Here is a 22360-nt window from a genome sequence, read left to right as displayed (position 1 = left end):
CTGATGCCACAATCAAGGGCAAAGGATGCCGGTTCTGGGCGATTGAACGGGGATTTCTGCGGGCCTGCCCGCTTTGTTGTTGGGACCGATGCCGATCGAATGCCGGGCTGCCGGCGCCGATCGAAAGAACACCGGCTCATCTTTTGGAGGTGGCAAGAGTGAACGAGCCCTTCAGTTTCGGCGCGCCGGAACGTCGGCGCTTCGCCATGCAATTCGGCTATGACATGCGGCCCTCCTTCTGGCAGGGGGTGCGCACGAATTCGCATCTGGTGATCGCCGCGGTCGGCACCGCAGCGCTGCTTGGCGTGGCGGGCATAGCGCTTTGGCTGGCGTTGCCGGCCAGCGACCGGCAAGCGATCGCCAGCACACAGCAGAACGTTCCGACTTTTCCGGTCAAGACGACCAAGATTGCCCCGGTCGCGGCCACGGCTGCCGCGGTAGCGGCGCCACAAGCCGCGCGCAAGGGCGATGCGGTTTCATCGACGGTCGCTGCCGGTGGGGCTGCCATGCCGCCGCTGTCGGCGAACGATCCGCGCTGGACTGCGGCGCAATCCAACAGCGACCCTGCCGCGACGCCATCCGATCAGGCGCCTGCCGAGCAGGCTGCCGCCAAACCGTCTGATGCCGCGGCATTCGAAGAACCGGCGGCGCAGAGCGACGCCACGACGCAGCTGTCAAAGGTCGCTGCTCCCGCCAATGACGACGACGCCGAGACCGCCGCCATACCGACGCCAAAACCGCAACTTCCAAACGAGCAATCTTCCGCCGCAACGGACGATACCCAGGCCAAGGCCAAGCCACAGAAGGTGGCTGCTGCCGCCGGCACCGGACGCATCCTCAGGGCGGTGACAATGCGCAGCGGTCCGCAGAAAAACGCCGCCGCCATGGGGACCGTGCCCGCCAAGTCGTCGGTGCAGGTGATGAGTTGCAAGAAATGGTGCCAGATCGTCTACAACGGCAAGCGCGGCTGGATCTACAAGAGCTACATCAAGACCGGGGATTGACACGCAAGCCGCCAGATCTGGTCAGCCGCCGAGCAACCACCTGAAACGGTGTCTCCTGCGAGCAAGTTTGCGCTTCGCCAGGAAATCCCGCTGTTCCTCGAACGGCACCTCGTAGAGGCCGCACATTTGGCAGCTTTCCGACTTGCGGCATATCGGGACCCAGCATTTGACGTCGTGTGTCCAGGCGAGCGCGATCCTTTCCAGATGAAGGTTGGACGAACTTTTCAGCAGAATCAGTTCTCCTGGGACTGCCGTCCGTTTGATATGATCCGAAACTTCCTTGGCAGTGCGAAGCTCAATGAAACGGCCGCTGTCGCGGTCGGCCTGGCTGGCGCGCGAGCGATGCGCATTGTCGCCGGTATAAATGACCTCATCGGCGATTTCGCGCGCGATGTTGTAGGCGGCGCCGTATTTCCTCGACGAGCCGGCGTAGTCGGATATCTGCCCCAGCACAATGCGCTTGCGAGCACCCTTGGCCTTTGCAATCATCTCCAGAGCAATGTTGAGCGAATGCCAGGGCGCTTTGGCCGTATCGACCAGGAATTTCGGGCCCGCGGATACCTCTTGCACCGTAGAGCGGTTGGGCAGTGGTCCAAACGATGCCGTTCTCGCTACGACTTGCTCTGGCGGGACGCCAAGTTCCAAGGCGGCGGCAACAGCCGCTGCAGTCGGCAGCCAGAATTGCTCGCCGGGAAAAGGCGCTTGAATATTCAGGCTGCCACCGCGCCAATGAAGGGTGAACCGCAGCAATTCCGGATACGCGGCATGCACGTCACTCACGCGGTAGTCTGCCTCGCCGGACTGGCCGAAGGTCGCAATCCGGCATTTCGCGCCAGACGCCATGCCGATCACCAGTGGGTCATCGCAATTGAGAACCGCAAGTCCATCAGGTTGGAGTGCCCCGACCAGCGCCCGCTTCTCTCCCGCCACAGCTTCCAGAGTCTTGAACTTGCCGAAATGCTCCAGACGGATCATCGTAACCACCGCCACACTCGGCTTCAGCATCTGCGCCATGGCGCTGATCGTGCCGAAGTCGGAAGCGCCGGCTTCGAAAACGACGTAATCGACTTTGCCGGCCTTCCTCAGGCGCTTGTAAAGCGTTCGGATGAGCGCAGGCATTGTATTGGCCTGGGCCTGTAGATGCACCTTGCCTTGGGCGGCCAGTATGTGTGCAAGCAGGCTGGTGGATGTGGATTTGCCGGAGCTGCCGGTAATGCCGATGAACGTCGCCTTGTTACGCGCCCGCACCCAGCGCGCCTGCAGCCGTCGCAGCGCCCAGCCCAAGTCCTTGCGAATTTTCAGCAATTCCAGTTTCACACCCCGCCAGCTTTTAGCCAGCCTAATATGCGTCGTGCCAAGTTCCAGAGTCAAACGGGCGCTGGCGTGCTTCAGCCAAAGATTCTAGCGGCCGAGGAGCCGCAGCAGTCTGTGCTTGCGGCGCTTCGATTTTCTCTGCGCCACAAACTCACGGTGCTGCTCAAACGGCACTTCATAGAGGCCGCATTGCTCGCATCCCTCGGTCTTGCCGCATACCGAAACCCAGCACTGGACGTCGTGGGTCCAGGCAAGAGCGACACGCTCGAGGTGCAGATTGGACGAGCTCTTGAGCAGGATCAACTCGTCAGGCTGCGCGGTTTGGGCGATGTAGTCCGACACTTCCCTGGCCGTGCGCAATTCGATGAAGCGGCCGCTGTCGCGATCTGCCTGGTTCGCCTTGGAGCGATGGGCATGATCGCCGGCATAAATCACCTGGTCTGCAATCTCGCGCGCGCTGCTGTAAGCTTGGGCATATCTGTTATTCGAGCCGGAAAAATCCGATAGCTGGCCAAGAACGATACGTTTTCGCCCAAATGTCGATCCGGCTACCATGTCGAAGGCAAGGCTCAGCGAATGCCAGGGCGCCTTTGCGGCATCCACGATGAAGTGGGGGCCACCCGCGGGGACGAGCACCTGGCCGCGATTTTCCAGAGGCTGGAACGTCGCGATCCTGTGCTTGACCATCTGCGCAGGCACGCCCAGCTCAAGAGCGGTTGCCACCGCCGCTGAAGTCGGCAGCCAGAAATGCTCGCCGGGGAACGACGTCTCGATATCGAGCACACCGCCGCGCCAGTGGAGCGAGAACCGCAACGGCTTGGGATAGGAGGCCTCGATATCGCTGACGCGATAATCCGCCTGCTCCGATGTGCCGAATGTGACGGAACGGCAATCGCTCGCCGAGGCCATGCCCATCACAAGAGGGTCATCGGCATTGAGCATCGCGAAGCCGCCCGGCTCCAGCGCCGCGACCAGGGCGCTTTTTTCTCGTGCGACGTTTTCGACAGTCTTGAAACTGGCGCGATGCTCCAGCCGGACCATTGTGACAACAGCCACGTTGGGGCGAAGCAATTCGGCCATGGGCTTCATTGTATCCGGGCCGAATGCAGCAGCCTCGAAGACGACGTAGTCGGTTTTGCCGCCCTTTCCCATTCGCCTGGATAGCGTCGAGACCAACAGTTTCATCGTGTTGGCCAGAACCTGTGTATGGACCGAACCATGACCGGCCAGGATGTGTCCAAGCAGGCTTCCCGCCGTGGTCTTGCCGGAGCTTCCGGTAATGCCGATGAAAATTGCCTTGCTTCGCGCCCGCGCACGCGTGGCCAGGTAAAGCCGCAGCCGCCATCCCAGATCATAGCGACTTTTCTGCTGCCTGATCTTCATCACCCGCCAACACTATCCACGATCCCGTTATGCCTTTCGGGTGATCGAGAAGTCAAACTGGGGTCCGGCATGACGACGTCAACTGTTCGTTCCTCGGCCGGCCGGCGCACCGATGCGAACTCTTGCCGACATTGCTCTGTCTGCCATGCATTGCGAACAGCGAGGTACTTCCCGAATTGCTCAAATGCAGCGGCCGCCGTCGACCTCCAGCGCCACACCGGTGATGAAGGCGGCTTCGTCCGACGCAAGCCAAAGCGCAGCGTTGGCGATATCGAGCGGCGTCGACAGACGGCCGAGCGGTATCGAGGCACGGAATTTCTCGCGGATCTCCGGCGTGTCAGTGCCCATGAATTTCTCCAGCATGCCGGTCTCGCCGGCGACCGGGCAAAGGCAGTTCACGCGGATGTTCTTGGGCGCGAGTTCGACCGCCATCGACTTGGTCGCGGTGATCGCCCAGCCCTTCGAGGCATTGTACCAGGTGAGCCCCGGACGCGGCCGCAAACCGGCGGTCGAAGCCGTGGTCAGGATGACGCCGCCGCCCTGCCGCTCCATGATCGGCACCACGGCAAGTGCGGCGTGGTAGATCGCCTTCATGTTGACTGAAGTGATCAGGTCGAAGGTCGCCTCGTCGACGTCGAGCATGTCGCCATTGCGATGGGTGTAGCCGGCATTGTTGACCATGATATCGATGCGGCCGAAGGCGCTTTTTGCGGCATAGACCATCTCGTCGAATTCGGAACGCTGCGAAACGTCGGTCTGGGTCCAGATCGCGGCGTCACCGATTTCGGCGGCAACGCGCTCGGCGCCCCTGGCGTTGAGGTCGGCGACGACGACCTTTGCACCCTCTTCGGCAAATCGCCTGGCCATGCCTTCGCCGAAGCCTGCGGCAGCACCAGTGATGACGGCGACCTTGTTTTCAAGACGCATGCTTTTCCCGCTCATTGAAGACCACCCCGCAAGCGCATTTTCCTTATTGTTCGATGCGTGTCTATCTCCCAGAACCGCCTCGCACTTCTGGGCGACACGCATTAGCTTTCGTCACATTCCCGCTTTATGTTGCAGGCGCGAAGGCTCCCGGAACCATCGCTTGATGAAAAGCCTCCGGGTGGCAGCCAGTGTCAAGGCACATTTGGACCGAATCAATATGCAGTGATTTGTCCTTGATGTGACACCATGGCACTGGATAATTTAAATCGATTAGATTATATCCAGCCGCGTCACAGCGAGCGGCGTCAAAGCGGACACACCATGACCAGCCAGATCATTCCCGTCGATCCTTTCGACTTCATCATTTTCGGCGGCACCGGCGACCTGTCGGAACGCAAGCTGCTCCCCTCCCTCTACCACCGCCAGCGCGACCATCAGTTTTCCGAGCCGACGCGCATCATCGGCACCTCGCGCTCGAAAATGAGCGACGAGGAATTCCAGGCTTTCGCCAAGCAGGCGATCTCCCAGCATGTGAAGCCGGCCGACATCGACGCCGAGGAACTCAAGACATTCCTTGCCCGGCTGTCCTACGTGTCGGCCGACGCGACGACGGGTGCCGGCTTCGACAAGCTGAAAAAGGCGATCGGCGAAAGCGACCGCATCCGCGCTTTCTATCTGGCGGTGGCGCCGGCGCTGTTCGGCGACATCTCGCACCAGCTGAAAGCCCACAATCTCATCACGCCGAATTCACGCATCGTGCTGGAGAAGCCGATCGGCCGCGACCTCGATTCGGCGCGCAAGCTCAACGACGTGGTTGGAGACGACTTCCACGAAAGCCAGATCTTCCGCATCGACCACTATCTCGGAAAGGAGACGGTGCAGAACCTGATGGCGCTGCGCTTTGCCAACGCGCTCTATGAGCCGCTTTGGAATTCTGCCCATATCGACCATGTGCAGATCACGGTGGCCGAGACCGTCGGTCTTGAAGACCGCGTCACCTACTACGACAAGGCCGGCGCGCTGCGCGACATGGTGCAGAACCACATGCTGCAGCTGCTCTGCCTGGTTGCCATGGAGGCGCCATCGTCGATGGATGCCGATGCCGTGCGCGACGAGAAGCTGAAGGTGCTGCGGGCGCTGAAGCGCATCAACGGCAATGAGGCACCCAAGCACACCGTGCGCGGGCAGTACCGCGCCGGCGCCTCTGCAGGCGGCGCGGTGAAAGGCTATGTCGAGGAACTCGGCAAAGACAGCTCCACCGAGACTTTCGTCGCCATCAAGGCCGAGATCGGCAATTGGCGCTGGGCCGGCGTGCCGTTCTATCTCCGGACCGGCAAAAGGCTGGCGACCCGCGTTTCGGAAATCGTCATCGAGTTCAAGCCGATCCCGCATTCGATCTTCGGCGACAGCGCCGGGCCGATCTCAGCCAACCAACTGGTGATCCGGCTGCAGCCCGACGAAGGCGTCAAGCAGTTCATCATGATCAAGGATCCAGGCCCGGGCGGCATGCGGCTGCGCCAGATTCCGCTCGACATGAGCTTTGCAACATCTTTCGACGGTCGCGCGCCGGACGCCTATGAACGGCTGATCATGGATGTTATCCGCGGCAACCAGACGCTGTTCATGCGCCGCGACGAGGTCGAGGCGGCATGGAAGTGGATCGACCCGATCCAGAACGCCTGGGAAAGCGCCAGGCAGGAGGCGCAAGGCTATACGGCCGGCACATGGGGTCCCTCGGCCTCGATTGCGCTGATCGAACGCGACGGGCGGACATGGCACGAAAGCAATTGAGCGAGCCCGTCTATAACTGGAACGGCTTTGCCGGGCGCCAGGACCTGGCGGCAGCCCTTGCCGGCAATGTCGCGGCGCGCCTGACCAAGGCCATCGACGAGCGCGGCACGGCCCTGCTTGCCGTTTCCGGCGGCACCACGCCGGCAAAGTTCTTTGCAGCACTTTCGGCCATTCCGATCGCCTGGAACAAGGTGACGGTGACGCTGGTCGACGAACGGTTCGTGCCGGCCTCCTCGCCGCGCTCGAATGCGGGGCTGGTGGCGGCCAACCTGCTGCAGAACAAGGCGGCTGCCGCGCACTTCGTGCCGCTCTACCATTACGCGGCAAGCATCGAGACCGCCGCGGCGGCCGACGATGCGGCGCTGAAGGCTCTGCCCTGGCCCCTCGATGTCGTCGTGCTCGGCATGGGCGGCGACGGCCACACCGCCTCGTTCTTTCCCGACGCCGAGAATCTCGGCGATTTGCTCGACCCGGCCTCATCAAGGATCGTGCTGCCGGTTCACGCGGCAAGCGCCGGCGAACCCCGGTTGACGCTGCCGCTGGCGCGGATCGTCGACGCCGGCTTCATCGCGCTGCATATAGAAGGCGAGGACAAGCGCACCGCCTTCGACGGTGCGATGGGACCGGGTGCGAAAAAGCCCATCCGCAAAGTGCTCGAAGCGGCACCCACCCCGGTAGAGGTGTTCTGGGCACCCTGATTTCACGCAAAGTAGTCCCGGCAGACGGTGGAGGACGTTCTTCCGGGGCTCGAAAGGACCGACCATGACAGCCAGACGCGACATCGAAGCCATCACGGAACGCATCCGCCAACGCTCGAAAGCCGGCCGCGAGCGCTATCTCGGCCGCATCGCCGAGGCGTCCAGCCGCACCGCCAACCGGGGCGTCCTGTCTTGCGGCAACCTCGCGCATGGCTTTGCCGTCTGCAGCCCGTCTGAAAAGCTGGCGCTCGGCGCCGACAAGGTGCCGAACCTCGGCATCATCACCTCCTACAATGACATGCTGTCGGCGCATCAGCCCTTCGAAACCTTCCCGGCGCTGATCAAGGAAGCCGCGAAGGAAGTTGGCGGCATCGCGCAAGTGGCCGGCGGCGTGCCCGCCATGTGCGACGGCGTGACCCAGGGACAGCCCGGCATGGAGCTGTCGCTGTTTTCGCGCGACGTGATCGCCATGTCGGCGGCGATCGGCCTGTCGCACAACATGTTCGACGCCGCCGTCTATCTCGGCGTCTGCGACAAGATCGTGCCGGGGCTGGTGATTGCAGCCCTCACCTTTGGCCATCTGCCGGCGGTGTTCGTGCCGGCAGGGCCGATGACGACGGGCCTCCCCAATGACGAGAAGGCCAAGGTCCGCCAGCTCTATGCCGAGGGCAAGGCCGGACGCGCAGAACTGCTCGAAGCGGAGTCCAAATCCTATCACGGGCCGGGCACCTGCACGTTCTATGGCACCGCCAATTCCAACCAGATGCTGATGGAGATCATGGGCCTGCATACGCCCGGCGCGTCCTTCGTCAATCCAGGCACGCCGCTGCGCGACGCGCTGACGCGCGAGGCGACCAGGCGAGCCCTGGCGATCACCGCGCTCGGCAACGCCTACACGCCGGTCGGCCGCATGATCGACGAGCGCTCTTTCGTCAATGGCGTCGTCGGCCTGCACGCCACCGGCGGCTCGACCAACCACACAATCCACCTCATCGCCATGGCGGCCGCCGCCGGCATTACGCTGACCTGGCAGGACATTTCCGACCTGTCGGAAGCGGTGCCGCTGCTGGCCCGCGTCTATCCGAACGGGCTTGCCGATGTGAACCATTTCCATGCCGCCGGCGGGCTCGGCTTCCTGATCCGCGAATTGCTCGACGAAGGCATCCTGCATGAGGATGTGCAGACGGTATGGGGTGAAGGCCTGAGGCCCTATGCGGTCGAGGCCCGGCTCGGCGAAGATGGCGGCGTCGTGCGTGAAGCCTCGCCGCTGCAGAGCGGCGACGAGAAGGTGCTGGCGCCGTTCAAGAAGGCCTTCCAGCCGACCGGCGGCCTGAAAGTGCTCGCCGGCAATCTCGGCCACGCCGTCATCAAGACGTCCGCCGTGAAGCCGGAACGCCGCGTCATCGAGGCGCCGGCCAAGGTGTTCGACAGCCAGCAGGGACTGAACGAAGCCTTCAAGGCCGGCACGCTGACTGGCGACTTCATTGCCGTCATCCGCTTCCAGGGCCCGAAGGCAAACGGCATGCCGGAACTGCACAAGCTGACCACCGTGCTCGGCATCCTGCAGGATCGTGGCCAGCGCGTCGCGCTGGTCACGGACGGGCGCATGTCTGGCGCTTCCGGCAAGGTGCCGGCGGCGATCCATGTAACGCCGGAAGCGGTCGAGGAAGGGCCGATCGCCAGGATCCATGACGGCGACATCATCCGGCTCGACGCCGATGCCGGCACGCTGGAAGTGCTGGTGCCGGGGCCCGAGCTCGCGCTGCGCCGCACGGCCGACATCGATCTCATCGGCAACGAGTTCGGTTTCGGCCGCGAGCTGTTCGCTGGTTTCCGCCAGTTGGTCGGCCGCGCCGACCACGGCGCCAGTGCTTTCGGCACGGCCTGAGGCATCATTGCCTATTTTGTAAAAAGGGCGGATCGAGCTCGGTTTGAGGCCGCCCTTTGGTGAGGGATGGATGGAGATTACGGCTGAACCGTAATCTCGCTCCGTTCGCCGGCCTTGACCGTCACCGGCATTTCCTTGTCATGGCCTTGATCGGACATGTGGCGGAGGACGACATAGTCGCCGGCCGGGATAGTCTGCTGCCAGGTGTCGCCATAGTTCAGGCCGAGCGCCTTGCGGTTGCCCTGGATATCCTTCTTCGACGACAGCACCTCGATCGAATAGGCGCCCGGCGCCGACATCACCAGCACGCCGGCATCGAGCGTCACCTTGACGTCCTTGACGTCGCCAACCTTGACGCTGAAAGGCTGCTCGACGGTTGCGAGCTCAAGCGAGGTGACCGCGACATAGTCGTCCGGCGGCAGCCAGAACTTGCTGTCGGGCCCATAGGAGTGGGCGACATCGTCACGCGAGCCGTCGATCTTTTTCTTGGCCTTGACGATCTGGACGCTGATGCCCGAGGAGTCGGCCTTGTCGCCACCTGCAGTGTAGTAGGCGTTGACGGCGGCATGGCCGACGCCGACGACTATGTCTTTTTCCACAGTCTGCCCGGCGGCGAGCTGGATGTTCTCGGTCACCGAGCCGCTGCCGATCGCAACCGTCACCTTCTGCTCACCAGCCGGCACGATGATCCTGGTGTCGCCATAGTGGGTGGTGCTGCCGCCTGGGAAGGCGAAGTCGACATGGGCTTCGTCACTGATCTCGGCGCCCTGGCTTGGCTTCGGATGGATGAGCATGGTGCCGGCGTTCAAGGTGAAGAGCGGCTTGTAGACCTGGCCCGCCTCGATATTGACCTTCTGTTCCGCCCGAGCTTCGTCGGCGCGCGCGACGACGACATAGTCGCCCGGCTCGAGATGGGCCTCGTAGTTGTTGTACTGGGTGGTGACGGCCTCGCCGCGCGTGCCATCGGCCTTGGCCTTGTAGACCTCCCAGGCATTGCCGTCGGTGATCGGATCGCCGCCTTCCGCCATGACCACGCTCGGGATGAAATTGAATTCGGGCTTTGCCGGTTCAGGGGCAGGCGCCGGAGCGGGTGCCGGCGCCGGCGCGGCGACGGTTTCGACCAGTGCTTCCTGCAGCGCCTTCTCGTCCGAGGCCTGGATATATTTGCCGCCGGTGTTGTCGGCAAGGCAGGCGATCTGCTTGCCCTCGTCAGCGGTCAGGCCGAAGCCGACGACGTCGACGGTGAAATCGACGCCTGAGGCCTCCAGTTCCTTGCCCAGCGCGCACGGGTCACCTTCGCAGGTTTCAAGCCCATCGGTGATGAGAACCACGGTCGCCTTGTCCTCGGTGTATTTCAGAGCTTCGGCCGCCTGCTTGACGGCTGCGGTCAGCGGCGTCTTGCCGAGGAATTTCAGGCTGTCGGCAGCGGCCGAAATGGCGCTAGCCGAGCCGGCTTGCGGCGGCACGATCAGCTCGATGTCGTCGCAGCTGCCCTTTTCGCGGTGGCCATAGGCCATTAAGCCGATCTCGTCGTCGCCTGGGACCGACTGCAGTACGGTCCTCAGCGATTCGCGCGCGATCTCGAGCTTCGGCTTGCCGTCGATCTGGGCCCACATCGAGCCTGAAGCGTCAAGAATGATGATAACCTTGTTGGCGGCAAAGCCGAGCGAAGTCATCGACAAAAGGAGCAGCGCCGCAGCGACGCTCCGCAAAAATTCCGCCATCGAAATCTCCTTGAGGCCGCCCTCTGATCCGCGCCGGAAGCTATTTGACAGCGCGTCCGGACACAAGCCTGGAGCGGGTTACTAGATCATGATGAGATTTGGATGAAATCTCATCATGATCTAGCCCTTTGTTGGAGCATGATCTTTTCCAAAAACCGGCACCCACTTTTTGGGATCATGCTTCTAACGGTTGCATTGTAATAGGATCGGCGCCGGCAGAGCTGGCACCACGACATCAGTAGGTGGTGCGCCGCTCTTCGGAAGGCGGACGGCCGAACTGCAGCCGATAGCTCTGCGCGAAATAGGAGTGCGAGGTAAAGCCGGTGGCAATGGCCACGTCGAGGATCGGCATGTTGGTCTGGCGCAGCAGTTCGCGCGCCCGCTCAAGCCTGAGCCGCATGTAGTAACGACCGGGCGTGACGCTCAAATGGCGCAGGAACAAGCGCTCGACCTGGCGCACCGACAGGCCCGCCGATTTAGCAAGCTGCACGGCTGATAGCGGCTCGTCGAGATGGTCGGCCATCAGTTCGACGATGCGCCTTAGCTTCTCCGACTTGCCGGTCAGGTCGCGCTCCGGCCCGACGCGCTGGCGGTCGCCGGCGGAGCGGATGCGCTCATGCTGGAACTGGTTGGCAACGCCGTTGGCGAGGTTCGAGCCGAAGTCGCCACGCACGATCTCCAGCATCAGGTCGATCGAGGTGGTGCCGCCGGCGCAGGTGTAGCGCTTGCGGTCGATCTCGAAGACGTTGCCGGTGCAATTGATGTCGGGAAAGCGCTCGACGAAGCCGGCGCGGTTTTCCCAATGGATGGTGCAGCGATAACCTTCGAGCTGACCGGCTTCGGCCAGGAGGTAAGAGCCCACCGACAGCGCGCCGAGCGCATTGCCGCGCCGGCCCCAGCCGCGCAGCGCCGCCAGCACCTTGCTCTTGCCGGGGAACTCGACCGACAGGCCCACCGACACGAACAGGATATCGACCGGCGGCAAATCGGCGACGGCATAGTCGATCTTGAGCGGCAGGCCGTTGGAGGCCATGACGGGATCGCCGTCGGCCGAGACCGTCGTCCAGCCATAGAAATCGCGGCCGAGCAGGCGGTTGGCCGAGCGGAAGGTATCGATCGCCGCTGCCAACGAAAACATCGAAAACTTGTCGACCAGCAAGAACGCGAATTGCCGGCCCCCTTGAACGGGATCATCCGGCCGTTCAGAGGGTATAGTAAGGTTCGGCAAAGAAGCTGCTTTCTGGGTCAGAAGGAAGGCCGCTTCAAGCCGGCCGCAAGGTAGGCTGAGGCTAACGTATTGGCCATCAGCATGGCAATGGTCATCGGTCCGACACCGCCGGGCACGGGGGTGATGGCGCCGGCGGCCTTGGCCGCTTCGGCATAGGCTACATCGCCCACGAGGCGGGTTTTGCCTTCGCCCTTCTCGGGTGGGGCAATGCGGTTGATCCCGACATCGATCACGGTGGCGCCCGGCTTGACCCAGTCGCCCTTGATCATTTCGGGCCGGCCGACGGCGGCAATCAGAATGTCGGCTGTGCGGGCCAGCGCCGGCAGATCCTTGGTGCGGCTGTGGGCGATGGTGACGGTGCAGTTGGCGGCAAGCAACAGATTTGCCATCGGCTTGCCGACGATGTTGGAGCGGCCGACGACGACCGCGTTGAGGCCGGAAAGATCCTTGCCGCGCACGCGTTCGATCAAAAGCATGGAGCCGGCCGGCGTGCAGGGCACGAAGGCTGTTTCGAGTTCGCCGGTGCCGAGCTTGCCGACATTGATGAAATGAAAGCCGTCGACATCCTTTTGCGGTGCGATGGCCTGGATGATCTTGCCGGCATCGATATGGGCGGGAAGCGGCAGCTGCACCAGAATGCCGTTGATGGCCGGATCGGCGTTGAGTTCGCCGATGATCTTCAGCAGTGCCGCTTCGGACGTGTCGGCCGGCAGCGTGTGCTGCAGCGAATGAAAGCCGCATTCCTTGGCGGTGCGCGACTTCGACGCGACATAGACCTGGCTTGCCGGATCCTCGCCGACGATGACCACCGCCAAGCCGGGCTGGGCCTTTCCCTTGGCGACCAGGTCCTCGGTCAAGGCCTTGACCTTCTGAACCACGTCTGCGGCGACGATCTTTCCGTCAATCACTTCGGCCATGAACCATCCTCGACATCATTCCAGCCAAGGCGCGGCGCGCGCCTTGAACGTTGCTTCGTGCATGTCGTTGGCCCAAACGTTCCGCCCATTCGGGTAAAGCCCGACGGCAGCGCTTTTTTGGGCGCCATGCTGCGCAGCATTTTCACGAAATTTGGCCTAAGCAATCCCGTCAAAGCGCCGTCAAATGCCGTAAACTCGAAACCGGCAGCTTTTATTCTGTGCTGACGGGCTAGAGCGACTCATCCTTTCACGGAAAGGCTGAACCGCTCTATTTCTTGTTTTGACGCAATTCCCAAGGGAAAGCGCGCTACGCGCTTTTCCCGGGAAAACCGTTTCACACTTTTCCTGGAATTGCTCAGAAATAGCGGCGGTGCGAACGGCTTTCGGTGAGTTCGCGCACCGCTTCGCGAAATTCGCGCAGGCTGGCGCGGATATCGTCGATTTGCGCCTGCTGGTCTTCCGGCGCCGCCCCAGCGGGCTGCGGAGAAGACCACGGCCCGGACGCCGCGGGCATCGGCTGAGCCTGCGAATAGGCATAGTCAGCCGGCTGACGAGGCTGCGCGTAGCCAGGCTGCTGCGCAGGGGAATTGGCGTGCGGAACCTCGTTCCGGAAGTCCGGCTGGCGATAGCCCACAGGCTCCTGCACCGGCCTTGTATATTCGGCGGCTGGTTGGGCGCGGTAGGTCTCGACGGGTTCGCCTGACGTCCCGCTACCCGGCGCGGCTTTGCGCATCGCCGAGAACAGTCCGTCGAACAGACCTGGGCTCCGGGCGGGAGCGGCCGCGGTCGGCAACACCGGAGGTGCTGCCGGTGGCGGCGCCACAGGCAGCGGCGCGCGATAGACCTTGTCCTCGACCGGAGGGGGGCGCTCGTCCATTCTGCCGCGCGAACGCGAATTGGCAGCGCCGCGCAGGCTGGCAAAGGCGCCGCGCATGGCGCCGACACCGATGCCCGAAGCAAGCCCGAGCAGCAGGCCGGCCATCGCTATTACAGCCCGCGACGGTCCGTTGGGTTCGAGCGGCGGTTGCGCGGGGGTCATCAGATTGATGTTGGTGGTGTTGATGTTTTGCTGTTCGCCGGTCTCCTTGGCGCGCAGAAGGTACTGTTCGTAGACGGAGCGTTTGGCCGTGGCGTCACGCTCCAGTTCGCGCAGGCTGACCAGATCGCTGTTGACGTCGCCGCTCTGGACCTTTGCCTGAGCCAGGCGGGAAGCGAGATCCTGCTCAAGCTGAACCGAGCGCTTCAAATCGACCTGCAGCGACGAGGCGATGCGGCGCAGTTCGCCTGCGATGCGCTCGCGCGAGCCGTCGAGCTGGGCGTTGAGCGCCTGGTATTCGGGATGACGCGGTCCCAGACGCACGGCGGCGCGGTCGGCCTCCTGCTTCAAAACTGCATATTGCGCGCGCAGTTCGCTCATCGTGTTGGAATTGATTTCTTCCGGCAAGGTGCCGTTGATGACCGAATTGACGTCCAGCGAACGCGCCGACGCGGCCCGGGCATTGAGTTCCAGCGTACGGGCCCGGGTGACTGAGAGCTGCTCGTTGAGCTTCAGCATCTGGTCGTCGCTGATCAGATGGCCCTGCGCGTCGACGAGATCATGCGTGGCCCTGAAATCCTCGACCTTGCGCTCCGCTGTCTCGACATTCTTGCGCAGGTCATCGAGCTTGGCCGTCAGCTGGTCCGTCGCGCGCCCGGCCATCCCGAACTGGTATTGGGCCGCCTCCTGCTGGAAAACGTCCCTGGTCGTATTGGCTATCTTCGCCGATTTGTCGGCGCTTTGAGTGGTGGCGCTGATGGAAACGACAAAGCTCTTGCCGCTGCGCTCAACCGACAGGCTCTTGGCCAGATTGCCGACCGCCAGCGCCTGGCGGCGCACTTCACCGCCGCCGCCAGGGCCATCCTGGCGCGACAGTATCGAGCGAATGAGCGACAGGACGCCAAGGCCGCCAGAGCCCTGTCCGTTGAATTCCGGATCGTCGACGAGATTGAGATCGGCCACGACCTTGTCGAGGACCTTGCCGGATGTCACCATCTTGATGCGGGTTTCGACAACAGCCAGCGCCGCATCGGGCTGCCCGACCGGTTGGGTGAGATCGTTGTCGGAAAGCTTCAGGTCGCCTGGCTCGATGACCATCTGTGTGGTGGCTTCGTATTTCTTCGTTGTCGAAACGGCGACGGCGACGCCGAGCACCGTGCCCAATATCGTAGTCGAGACGATCAGCAACTTGGAACGACTAATGCCGCGGACGACCTGGAGCGGATCGATCAGCGGCTTCCATTCCTGCCCGTCATCGTCGTCGCGGTCCGGTCGCTGCTCGTGGAAAGAGCGGAGCTCATAGGCGGCGTGCTGCTGACGCCGGCCGGAAACAGGCTCCTCACGCGCGCTGGCGGCCGAAACGGGTTCGCCGTCGGCCTGGAACTGCGGCGGCTCGGGCGGTGACGTTGGCGCCGGATTCGACCGCGCCTCGCGTTGCGAGCGGGCTATGCGGTGACGCGTGGCGGCGTCCTCGCGCCATGACGGATCCACCCGGTCACCGATCGAGACCGCCGACGCATCCGCCGCCTCATCGCCGCGCACGGCTTTGCCGAGCGCCAGGAGCTCGCGCCTCCAGTCTTCACGGTTTTCCCTGTCGACCATTGTCTCGAAACTTTACCTTCGACGGCGCAGGAGCGGCGGTCGGCCAATCGTTAAGTCACGCTAAACAGGCATGGGAAACAAAAGGTTAATTTCCGAAGTCTGCAAGTGAAAGTTTCTCGCTTCGCCACGCATTGCCGGGATCTGTAAAATGGCGTCAGAACCGCACGTTAAGCTTTGCGGCTTACGGCTTTCCTCGATATGACGCAGGCCAGCGACATACCGCAAAGGCGGACACTCGCCCGCATCGGCACCTTCCTCGCCGAAAGACGGGGGCTGGTTCGCGACTATCTTTCAGCCATCAGCGGCGCCGGCGGGCGGCTGGTGTTCTCGCTTGCCTATTTCATCGCACTTGCCAACACGCTGTCGATTGCCGAGTTCGGCATGTTCGCCACCGCCTCGGCGGCCGGCGTCATGCTGTCGCGCATCCTCGCTTTCGGCTTCATCTCGGCGCTTTACCGCACAGCCACCATCCGCCCCAATCTGATCGGCACCTTCACCGCCGGCTTCCTTTTGCTTGGCGCCGTGTCCTTACCACTGCTGGCGGCGGCCTCCTGGGGCGTCTACCTGATCTTCTTCGCCAGCACCGTTCCGCTGGCCGTCTTTGCCGCAATCGTCTTTGCAGAGGCGCTTTTGTGGCGGCCGGTCGAGGTGGTGCTGATCGTCAACAACGGGCTCGGCAAATTCGGCCGCGCCGCCGTGCTGTCGATCGTGGCCACGGCGTTCCGCGCGCTGGGCGCCGTGCTGTTCATGCTATCGGGCCAGCACAGCGTCTGGATCTGGTCGTTGTTCTACATCGGCGCCAACGCCGCCTCGCTGCTGCTGGCCTTCGGCTTCTATTATCCACGCCAGCGGCTGAGGCTGCGCACCGAGCTCTATCTCAGGCGGCTTGCCGATTCGATCTATGTTGCAGGAGCCGAAGTGCTGTTCTACCTGCAGTCGGAATTCGACAAGCTGCTCGTGCTGGCGATCGGCGGGCCGCATCTGGCCGGCATCTATGCCATCATCATGCGGCTGGTCGACCTGACGGCAATCCCGATCCGCACCTTCTCGATGATGCTGGTGCAGAGGATGATGCGGGCGCCGGAGCTGTTGTCGCGACTGCGGGTCAAGAGCGGTATCGAAGCCGGCGTGTTCCTGGTGTCGACATTGGCACTGGCCGCACTCGGCATCGTGCTGCATTTCTTCCCCAATGCACTTGGCCGGAATGTCGCCGAGGCGGCGCCCTTGGTGGCGTTGGCAATCGGCGTGCCGGGACTGCGCAACCTGGTCGAATACCAGGCCGAGCTGCTGTTCGCGCGCGGCCAGACCGCGCTCAGGGCGCTCAACCTCGGCCTGCTGGCGGGGCTGAAGGCGGTGCTGTTGACCTATGTGCTGACCACGATTGCCGACACGCCCAGGCTTGTCGTATCGCTCAATGTCGTCTTCCTGCTGCTCTATCTCGCCTCGGCGCTGCTAACCTATTCGGCGCTGCGCAAGCCCGCCAAGGCAATCTAAGCCAATCCGATCAGGCGGCGGATGCGGCCGATATCGGTGCCGATGAAGGATTGCATGCCGATCGCCACCTGCCCCGGTGCCATAGCGGCGACGAAGCTGCGGAATTCGTCATCCGACAGCGCCTCCCCGGTCCAGTGCACGCGGCAGAATTCCTCCGAGCCGTGGAAATGGCCGGCGCCCCCCAGCACATCGTCGACATAGCGGCCATAGATCATGCATTCGGAGAACCGGCGCACTGAAGCGATGACCTCGACCCAGCCGCGCGCGTGCACCTTCTCGATCTCGGCGCACATCGCCGTCACGGTCTGACGGCGCCAGGCGATCAGCGTCGAAATATAGTCGTGGTTCGAAACCTCGGATGCATCGATACCAATCGCCGAGGCCGCATTGCGCGACCAGATGCGATGCTCGTCGTGACCGTCGCTCGACAGCACGCCGTCGCGCCGGAACAGCCGCACCTTGCCGTCGCGCCAGAAGGCGCTCAGATCGAATGGCTTGAGGAAGGCGACGTCGGAATCGCAGAAGACCAGCACGTCTTCTCCAGCATGCGCAGCGATGGCGATGCGGCGCAGCTGCTGCACATGCCAGCCGCGCAGCGGCTGGGTCTTGAGACTGAGCCAGATGCGACGGCGAAAGAGGCTCATCGGATCGTCGAACACACGCAGCCAGCGCGGCAGCAGGTCGCGCTCGTCGACAACGCTGCGGCGGTCGTTTTCCAACTGGCGAAACAGCGCCACGTCGCGGTGCTCGACCAGAATGTAATGATGCGCCAAGCCGGAGACATGGCGGTCGAGGGTCTCGCACAACAGGCGGCAGCGTTCGAAATCCGGCGCATAGCTGGCGGTCACCACCGCCGCCGTCGGCGTTTGCGGCAGGGCACCGGTCTCGGCTGCAGGGCTCGGCACGACGCGGCTGTTCACCGCAACTCTCCGGCGGGCTCGGGCCGACGCGAGAATTTCTGCCTGACGACACGCAGCAGGAACACCGGATTGCCGACGACGTAGCGGCGCCACAGCCGGCCGGGCTCGATGCACAGACGGAACAACCATTCGAGCCTCAGCTGGCGCATCCACAGAGGCGCCCGCGGCACCGTGCCGGAGAGAAAATCGAGCAGCGCGCCGACGGCGATCGGCAGCGTGCAGTGGCGGGCATCGATATGACGGGCGATCCACAATTCCTGGCGCGGCACGCCCATGGCCACAAGCAGCACGTCGGGCCGCAATGCCTCGATGCGATCGACGATCGCCTGCTCTTCGGCGGGGGAGAAATAGCCGTCATGGATGACGACGAATTCGTGCTGCACCGCCAGAGCGGCTAGCCTGACCGACGCCGCCTCGGCGTTGGCGCGGGTGGCGCCAAGCAACCCGACGGTCAGCGGCCTCGCCGATGCCTGCAGAAAGGCCGGAATGAGATCAGTGCCGTTGAGATTGTCCGGGAACGGCGCGCCGTAGAGCAGCTTTGCCGCCAGATCGACGCCAACGCCGTCAGGCAGGATGAGGAAATCGTCGAGCGCCTCGGCAAAGACCGGATCGGTAGAGGCGATGTTGGCGTTGTGAGCGTTGAGAAAACTGACCTTGGTGAAGCGCCGCTCGGCAATCAGACGAGCGAGCAGCGCGATCGCGTCATCCCAGCCGATGGCAAGGACCGAAATGCCAAGGATCGTCTTCAGCGTATCGAGCCCGAAGGCGGCGCGGGCGGTGTGCATGTTCATGCAAACACCTCCTCCCCCACCGACCCGAGCTTTTCCAGGCCGAGCCTGATGGCGGCATCCAGTGCCTTGATCTGCCGGCGGTGAAAGGCGCTGCCATCGACATCCTTGACATCGGCCGCCGCTGCCTCCAGCGCGCCGGCGAAGGCGGCCGGATCGTCGGTGACGAAGCAATTTGCCGGGCGATGATCGATGCCGCGCAGCGAACGGCCGGTGGCGACCGACGGCAGGCCGAGTTCGAAGGTTTCGATGGTCTTGAGCTGAACGCCGCTGCCCGCGGTGCTGATCAGTGGGATGACGGCGGCGCCGCGCACGAAATCCTGGGCGTCGGGCACGCGGCCGACAAATTCGACACCGGGATGGGCAGAGGTGATATCCGACGGCATGTTGCCGGCGACCCTGATGCGAAAGCTCCGGCGAAGATGCGGCACGACTTTTTCCAGGAACCAGTCGAGGCCGATGCGGTTCGGCTGCCAGGTCCAGGTGCCGATCAGCGCCGCGTCGCAATCGATGCGGCGCGGCTTGACCGGCTTTGGCGCCGTGGCAGTGGTCACCAGCGGCAGCACCGCCGAGCGGTCGTCGCTGGCAACGCCGAGTGCGGCGCGGTCTTCCTCGGCCAGCGTGAAGACGAAGCGAGCCCGGCGGCAGAGCCGCTCCTCCATGGTCTTGAGCAGCCTGGCCTCGCGGGCAAACAGCAGGCGCTGGAAGCGACTGTTTGCTGCTGCCGCATTCTCTTTGGCCGAACCATGTTCGACATTGTGGGCGACGAAAATCGAGGGACGGTCGGCGAACAGTTTTTCAAAGGCGCCGGCGAACTGCACCGAATTCAGGACATAGCCGTCGAAGGGACCGGCGCGCTCGATCGCGGCACGGACTTCGCTGTCGGAAACCGCGCGCAGCTTCACGGAAGCGAAGGTGAGCCCTGACAGCACCGCCTTGCCAAGCCAGGCGAGCTTCTGCCGCGCCGAGGCGCTTTCCGTGCGCACGTCGACGGCGCCGAGCACGAAGGTGTTTTCGGGGTCGCTGGGCGCCTTGCCCGGCCAGATGAAGCCGATGACGGTGACGCGCACGCCGGCGCGCCGCAAGGCGGCGATGATCGCAGCATTGGCGATCTCATAGCCCGAAGCGAGAGCGCCGTCGGGCACGATCGATGTGGCGAACAGCAGATGCATCTCACCTATCCAGGCGTCAGCCACTAGCAAAGCTGGGTGAACCCTTGATTAAATCATGCGACGCAACGGCTGAAAGGCGCGGACCGGCAGGCGCCGCTGCGAAAGGTGATTAACGAAACGTTATCGTCGCGGTGTTATCGAAAGCCAGATTCAAAACATGCGGCTGGAGCGGATGATCCCTTTGCCATCGGACGGTTCGGTTTCGATTGCGGGACGCTCTCCGGGGCTCGCCGCAGAGACGATGGAAGCCGTCGTCACGCTGCCGACCTTCAAGCGGCCGCAACTGCTGCTCGAAACGCTGGCGTCGCTCAAGGCACAGCAAACCAGCCGGCGCTTCGCCGTCATCGTCATCGAAAACGAGGCCGAGGCGCGTGAGGGCGCCCAGGCGGCCGTGCCGCTGTTCGAACGCGACGATATGAAGGGCATGGTCATCATCGCGCATGAGCGGGGCAATTGCAGTGCCTACAATGCTGGCTGGCAGACGGCGATCCTGCATTTTCCGGATTTCCGCCACCTGCTGGTCATCGACGATGACGAGATCGCCGACGCGGACTGGCTGGAGCGCATGTGCAGGACGGCGGAGACGCTTGGCGCCGACATTGTCGGTGGCCCGCAAGTGCCGGTGTTTACCGATCCTGCTCACGCCAAATGGGCCGAGCACCCGGTGTTTGCGCCGCCCTATCGCCAGACCGGGCGCGTGGCCGCACTCTATTCCTCGGGCAACCTTCTGGTCGGGCGCAATGTGCTCACCATCATGGGGCCACCCTTCCTCGACCTGCGGTTCAACTTCATGGGCGGCGGCGATTCCGACTTCCTCAGCCGCTCGGCGCAGAAAGGTTTCGTGCTTGGCTGGTGCGCCGAGGCAAAGGTGCGCGAAGGCGTTCCGGCCCGGCGCGTCGAGGCTGACTGGATCCGCGCCCGATCCTTACGCAACGGTGTAATCTCGACGCTGGTCGAAAAGAAGAAGCGCGCCGGCACGCCATTCGCCGGCGCCAAGGTGTTTGCAAAAAGCCTGGCGCTGCTGATAGCCTCGCCCGTGCGCGGCGCAATCAAATTGGCGCGGACAGGATCGCTGTCGACGGCGCTTTACCCCGTCTATGTCTCGCTCGGCCGCGTGCTTGCCGAATTCGGATACGCCAATGAGCAATACAGGCAGCCTGAGAAGAACTGACGAGCTGCTGCTGGGGGGCATCGTCACCCGCGACGGCGTGGCGACGGCGATTGCCGCGCTGTTGTTTGCCGTCGTCATCGTGTCGTTCCGGCCGTTTCAGCCGGCAGGCGCGGAACTGACCGGCGACGGCGGCGACATCGTCAACCAGCTCGGCTTCAGTTCGCTCGGCGCCATTTCGATCTTCTCACTGCTGACGTTCGCCGACCCCAAGGTGGTGCGCTCGCTGCTCAGCCCGTCCTGGATTCTGATGCTCGGCTTTTTCATGCTTTCGGTCATCAACGCGACCGACCCGTCCTCGGCCATGCGCGCGGCCTTCTTCACGCTGCTTGGCGTTCTGACGATAGCGACGGTCCTGGTGCTGCCGCGCGATGCCGACAGTTTTTCGAAAGTCATCATATTCTGCGCGATCGTCGTTATCGGCCTGTCCTATATCGGCCTCATCGTCTTTCCGCATGAGGCCCTGCATACGGCCGATTCGCAGGAGCCCGAACATGCCGGCCTGTGGCGTGGTGTGTTCGCCCACAAGAACATTGCCGGACCAATCATGGCCTGCTTCAGCTTCGCCGGCCTCTATCTCTTCCGGCGCGGCCAGAAATTCTGGGGCGTGGCGATCTTCGGCGCGGCGATGATCTTCATGCTGCACACCGGATCCAAGACGACGGCCGGCCTGGTGCCGTTCTCGATCCTGATCGTCGTGCTGCCGGGCCTGATCGGCATGCGGTTCGGCACGCCGATCCTGTTTGCACTGGCGATCATTGCGACGGCCATCGGTACCTTAGGCATCGTCTTCATCCCGCCGGTGAAAGAGCTGGCGGCCACCTATTTCCCCGACCTCACCTATACCGGGCGCACGACGCTGTGGGAGTTCTCCGGCGAGATGCTGGCGAAGAAGCCTTGGACCGGCTACGGCTATGAAAGCTTCTGGGGCACGCCGCTGCTGCTGAGCCAGGACCAGCCTTTCGACCGGGCCTGGGACATCCGGACCATCGTGCATGGCCATGACGGCTATCTCGACATTGCGGTGCTGATGGGCATCCCGGCGCTGTGCGTTGCCGTCTACACTTTCGTGATCGCGCCGCTGCGCGACTACATGCGCATCCCGCCGCGCAAGGAGAACATCTATCTCGGTGACTTCTTCATGATGGTGGTGCTGTTCACGGCGCTGAACGCGTTCCTGGAAAGCTTCTTCTTCCATCGCGGCGACCCGGTGTGGCTGTTCTTCGTGCTCGGCGTGCTTGGCTTGCGGCAAGTGTCGCTGCGGCCGATCGCGGTACGCCGGCGACCTTGACCGGCTGGCCTGATC

General features: G+C 63.3%; 17 protein-coding genes. 7 read left to right on the top strand and 10 right to left on the bottom strand.

Annotation, left to right across the window (positions count from 1 at the left end):
• Window positions 1-158 precede the first annotated feature (158 nt).
• Entirely contained in the window at window positions 159-1004 is an 846-nt protein-coding gene (locus tag NLY37_RS29950) for an SH3 domain-containing protein (protein WP_023697306.1), read from the top strand.
• Window positions 1005-1025: 21 nt separating this feature from the next.
• Here the strand turns inward: NLY37_RS29950 and NLY37_RS29945 are convergent, their stop codons facing one another.
• The 3 genes from NLY37_RS29945 to NLY37_RS29935 form a co-directional block, all read right to left on the bottom strand.
• Entirely contained in the window at window positions 1026-2321 is a 1296-nt protein-coding gene (locus NLY37_RS29945) for a Mur ligase family protein (RefSeq protein ID WP_023740465.1), read from the bottom strand.
• Window positions 2322-2405: 84 nt separating this feature from the next.
• Complete coding sequence (locus NLY37_RS29940; RefSeq protein WP_023697308.1) at window positions 2406-3701, bottom strand: Mur ligase family protein; 1296 nt, start codon at window positions 3699-3701, stop codon at window positions 2406-2408.
• Window positions 3702-3881: 180 nt separating this feature from the next.
• Window positions 3882-4628 carry an SDR family oxidoreductase gene (locus tag NLY37_RS29935; protein WP_031245848.1) on the bottom strand — a complete coding sequence of 249 codons (747 nt, stop codon included), beginning with the start codon at window positions 4626-4628 and terminating at the stop codon, window positions 3882-3884.
• A 321-nt stretch (window positions 4629-4949) separates the two neighbouring features.
• Here NLY37_RS29935 and zwf point away from each other — a divergent pair, with 321 nt between their 5' ends.
• The 3 genes from zwf to edd all read left to right on the top strand — a co-directional run bounded on the left by zwf (window position 4950) and on the right by edd (window position 9005).
• On the top strand, window positions 4950-6419 hold the full coding sequence (zwf, locus tag NLY37_RS29930) for a glucose-6-phosphate dehydrogenase (protein WP_023681884.1): 1470 nt from the start codon (window positions 4950-4952) through the stop codon (window positions 6417-6419).
• A complete protein-coding gene (gene pgl / locus NLY37_RS29925; RefSeq protein WP_023740463.1) occupies window positions 6401-7117 on the top strand; it encodes a 6-phosphogluconolactonase in 717 nt (238 codons plus the stop codon). Before zwf ends, pgl begins: the two co-directional genes overlap by 19 nt.
• A 64-nt stretch (window positions 7118-7181) precedes the next feature.
• Window positions 7182-9005: a phosphogluconate dehydratase gene (gene edd, locus NLY37_RS29920; protein WP_023740462.1), complete on the top strand. Its 1824-nt coding sequence runs from the start codon at window positions 7182-7184 to the stop codon at window positions 9003-9005.
• Window positions 9006-9082: 77 nt separating this feature from the next.
• On the opposite strand, the gene NLY37_RS29915 is transcribed toward edd, so the two are convergent.
• From NLY37_RS29915 to NLY37_RS29900, 4 genes are all read right to left on the bottom strand, one after another.
• Complete coding sequence (locus NLY37_RS29915) at window positions 9083-10729, bottom strand: vWA domain-containing protein (RefSeq protein WP_023740461.1); 1647 nt, start codon at window positions 10727-10729, stop codon at window positions 9083-9085.
• Between the two features lie 235 nt (window positions 10730-10964).
• Window positions 10965-11957: a GlxA family transcriptional regulator gene (locus NLY37_RS29910; protein ID WP_033002972.1), complete on the bottom strand. Its 993-nt coding sequence runs from the start codon at window positions 11955-11957 to the stop codon at window positions 10965-10967.
• Window positions 11958-11974: 17 nt separating this feature from the next.
• Window positions 11975-12874, bottom strand: coding sequence for a bifunctional methylenetetrahydrofolate dehydrogenase/methenyltetrahydrofolate cyclohydrolase FolD (gene folD, locus NLY37_RS29905; RefSeq protein ID WP_023740460.1), 900 nt, complete (start codon window positions 12872-12874; stop codon window positions 11975-11977).
• Between the two features lie 355 nt (window positions 12875-13229).
• Window positions 13230-15512 carry a GumC family protein gene (locus NLY37_RS29900; protein WP_023740459.1) on the bottom strand — a complete coding sequence of 761 codons (2283 nt, stop codon included), beginning with the start codon at window positions 15510-15512 and terminating at the stop codon, window positions 13230-13232.
• Window positions 15513-15710: 198 nt separating this feature from the next.
• Here NLY37_RS29900 and NLY37_RS29895 point away from each other — a divergent pair, with 198 nt between their 5' ends.
• Window positions 15711-17006 (top strand): lipopolysaccharide biosynthesis protein, encoded by a 1296-nt coding sequence (locus tag NLY37_RS29895; protein WP_023669300.1) that lies wholly within the window; start codon window positions 15711-15713, stop codon window positions 17004-17006.
• On the opposite strand, the gene NLY37_RS29890 is transcribed toward NLY37_RS29895, so the two are convergent.
• From NLY37_RS29890 to NLY37_RS29880, 3 genes are read right to left on the bottom strand one after another with little or no spacing between them, the layout of a single operon-like run.
• Window positions 17003-17926, bottom strand: coding sequence for a DUF6492 family protein (locus NLY37_RS29890; RefSeq protein WP_023669299.1), 924 nt, complete (start codon window positions 17924-17926; stop codon window positions 17003-17005). The genes NLY37_RS29895 and NLY37_RS29890 overlap by 4 nt on opposite strands.
• Window positions 17923-18717: a WecB/TagA/CpsF family glycosyltransferase gene (locus NLY37_RS29885; protein ID WP_023669298.1), complete on the bottom strand. Its 795-nt coding sequence runs from the start codon at window positions 18715-18717 to the stop codon at window positions 17923-17925. The genes NLY37_RS29890 and NLY37_RS29885 overlap by 4 nt, the downstream gene beginning before the upstream one ends.
• Complete coding sequence (locus NLY37_RS29880) at window positions 18714-19886, bottom strand: glycosyltransferase (RefSeq protein WP_023740458.1); 1173 nt, start codon at window positions 19884-19886, stop codon at window positions 18714-18716. The genes NLY37_RS29885 and NLY37_RS29880 overlap by 4 nt, the downstream gene beginning before the upstream one ends.
• 172 nt (window positions 19887-20058) lie before the next feature.
• On the opposite strand from NLY37_RS29880, the gene NLY37_RS29875 reads away from it, so the two are divergent.
• Both NLY37_RS29875 and NLY37_RS29870 read left to right on the top strand, forming a co-directional pair.
• On the top strand, window positions 20059-21057 hold the full coding sequence (locus tag NLY37_RS29875; protein WP_023692395.1) for a glycosyltransferase family 2 protein: 999 nt from the start codon (window positions 20059-20061) through the stop codon (window positions 21055-21057).
• On the top strand, window positions 21026-22345 hold the full coding sequence (locus NLY37_RS29870) for an O-antigen ligase family protein (protein WP_023689342.1): 1320 nt from the start codon (window positions 21026-21028) through the stop codon (window positions 22343-22345). The genes NLY37_RS29875 and NLY37_RS29870 overlap by 32 nt, the downstream gene beginning before the upstream one ends.
• The last annotated feature ends 15 nt before the right edge of the window (window positions 22346-22360 follow it).

This window comes from Mesorhizobium sp. C395A, from assembly GCF_030323205.1.
Taxonomy (GTDB): domain Bacteria; phylum Pseudomonadota; class Alphaproteobacteria; order Rhizobiales; family Rhizobiaceae; genus Mesorhizobium.
This window is presented reverse-complemented; position numbering and strand designations above follow the sequence as displayed.

Excerpts from the sequence above, each read along its gene's own strand:
- pgl (WP_023740463.1), top strand. The coding sequence starts at position 6,401 with ATGGCACGAAAGCAATTGAGCGAGCCCGTCTATAACTGGAACGGCTTT.
- folD (WP_023740460.1), bottom strand. The coding sequence starts at position 12,874 with ATGGCCGAAGTGATTGACGGAAAGATCGTCGCCGCAGACGTGGTTCAG.
- NLY37_RS29870 (WP_023689342.1), top strand. The coding sequence starts at position 21,026 with ATGAGCAATACAGGCAGCCTGAGAAGAACTGACGAGCTGCTGCTGGGG.
- NLY37_RS29880 (WP_023740458.1), bottom strand. The coding sequence starts at position 19,886 with ATGCATCTGCTGTTCGCCACATCGATCGTGCCCGACGGCGCTCTCGCT.
- NLY37_RS29885 (WP_023669298.1), bottom strand. The coding sequence starts at position 18,717 with ATGAACATGCACACCGCCCGCGCCGCCTTCGGGCTCGATACGCTGAAG.
- edd (WP_023740462.1), top strand. The coding sequence starts at position 7,182 with ATGACAGCCAGACGCGACATCGAAGCCATCACGGAACGCATCCGCCAA.
- NLY37_RS29900 (WP_023740459.1), bottom strand. The coding sequence starts at position 15,512 with ATGGTCGACAGGGAAAACCGTGAAGACTGGAGGCGCGAGCTCCTGGCG.
- NLY37_RS29935 (WP_031245848.1), bottom strand. The coding sequence starts at position 4,628 with ATGCGTCTTGAAAACAAGGTCGCCGTCATCACTGGTGCTGCCGCAGGC.
- zwf (WP_023681884.1), top strand. The coding sequence starts at position 4,950 with ATGACCAGCCAGATCATTCCCGTCGATCCTTTCGACTTCATCATTTTC.
- NLY37_RS29915 (WP_023740461.1), bottom strand. The coding sequence starts at position 10,729 with ATGGCGGAATTTTTGCGGAGCGTCGCTGCGGCGCTGCTCCTTTTGTCG.
- NLY37_RS29875 (WP_023692395.1), top strand. The coding sequence starts at position 20,059 with ATGATCCCTTTGCCATCGGACGGTTCGGTTTCGATTGCGGGACGCTCT.
- NLY37_RS29940 (WP_023697308.1), bottom strand. The coding sequence starts at position 3,701 with ATGAAGATCAGGCAGCAGAAAAGTCGCTATGATCTGGGATGGCGGCTG.
- NLY37_RS29895 (WP_023669300.1), top strand. The coding sequence starts at position 15,711 with ATGACGCAGGCCAGCGACATACCGCAAAGGCGGACACTCGCCCGCATC.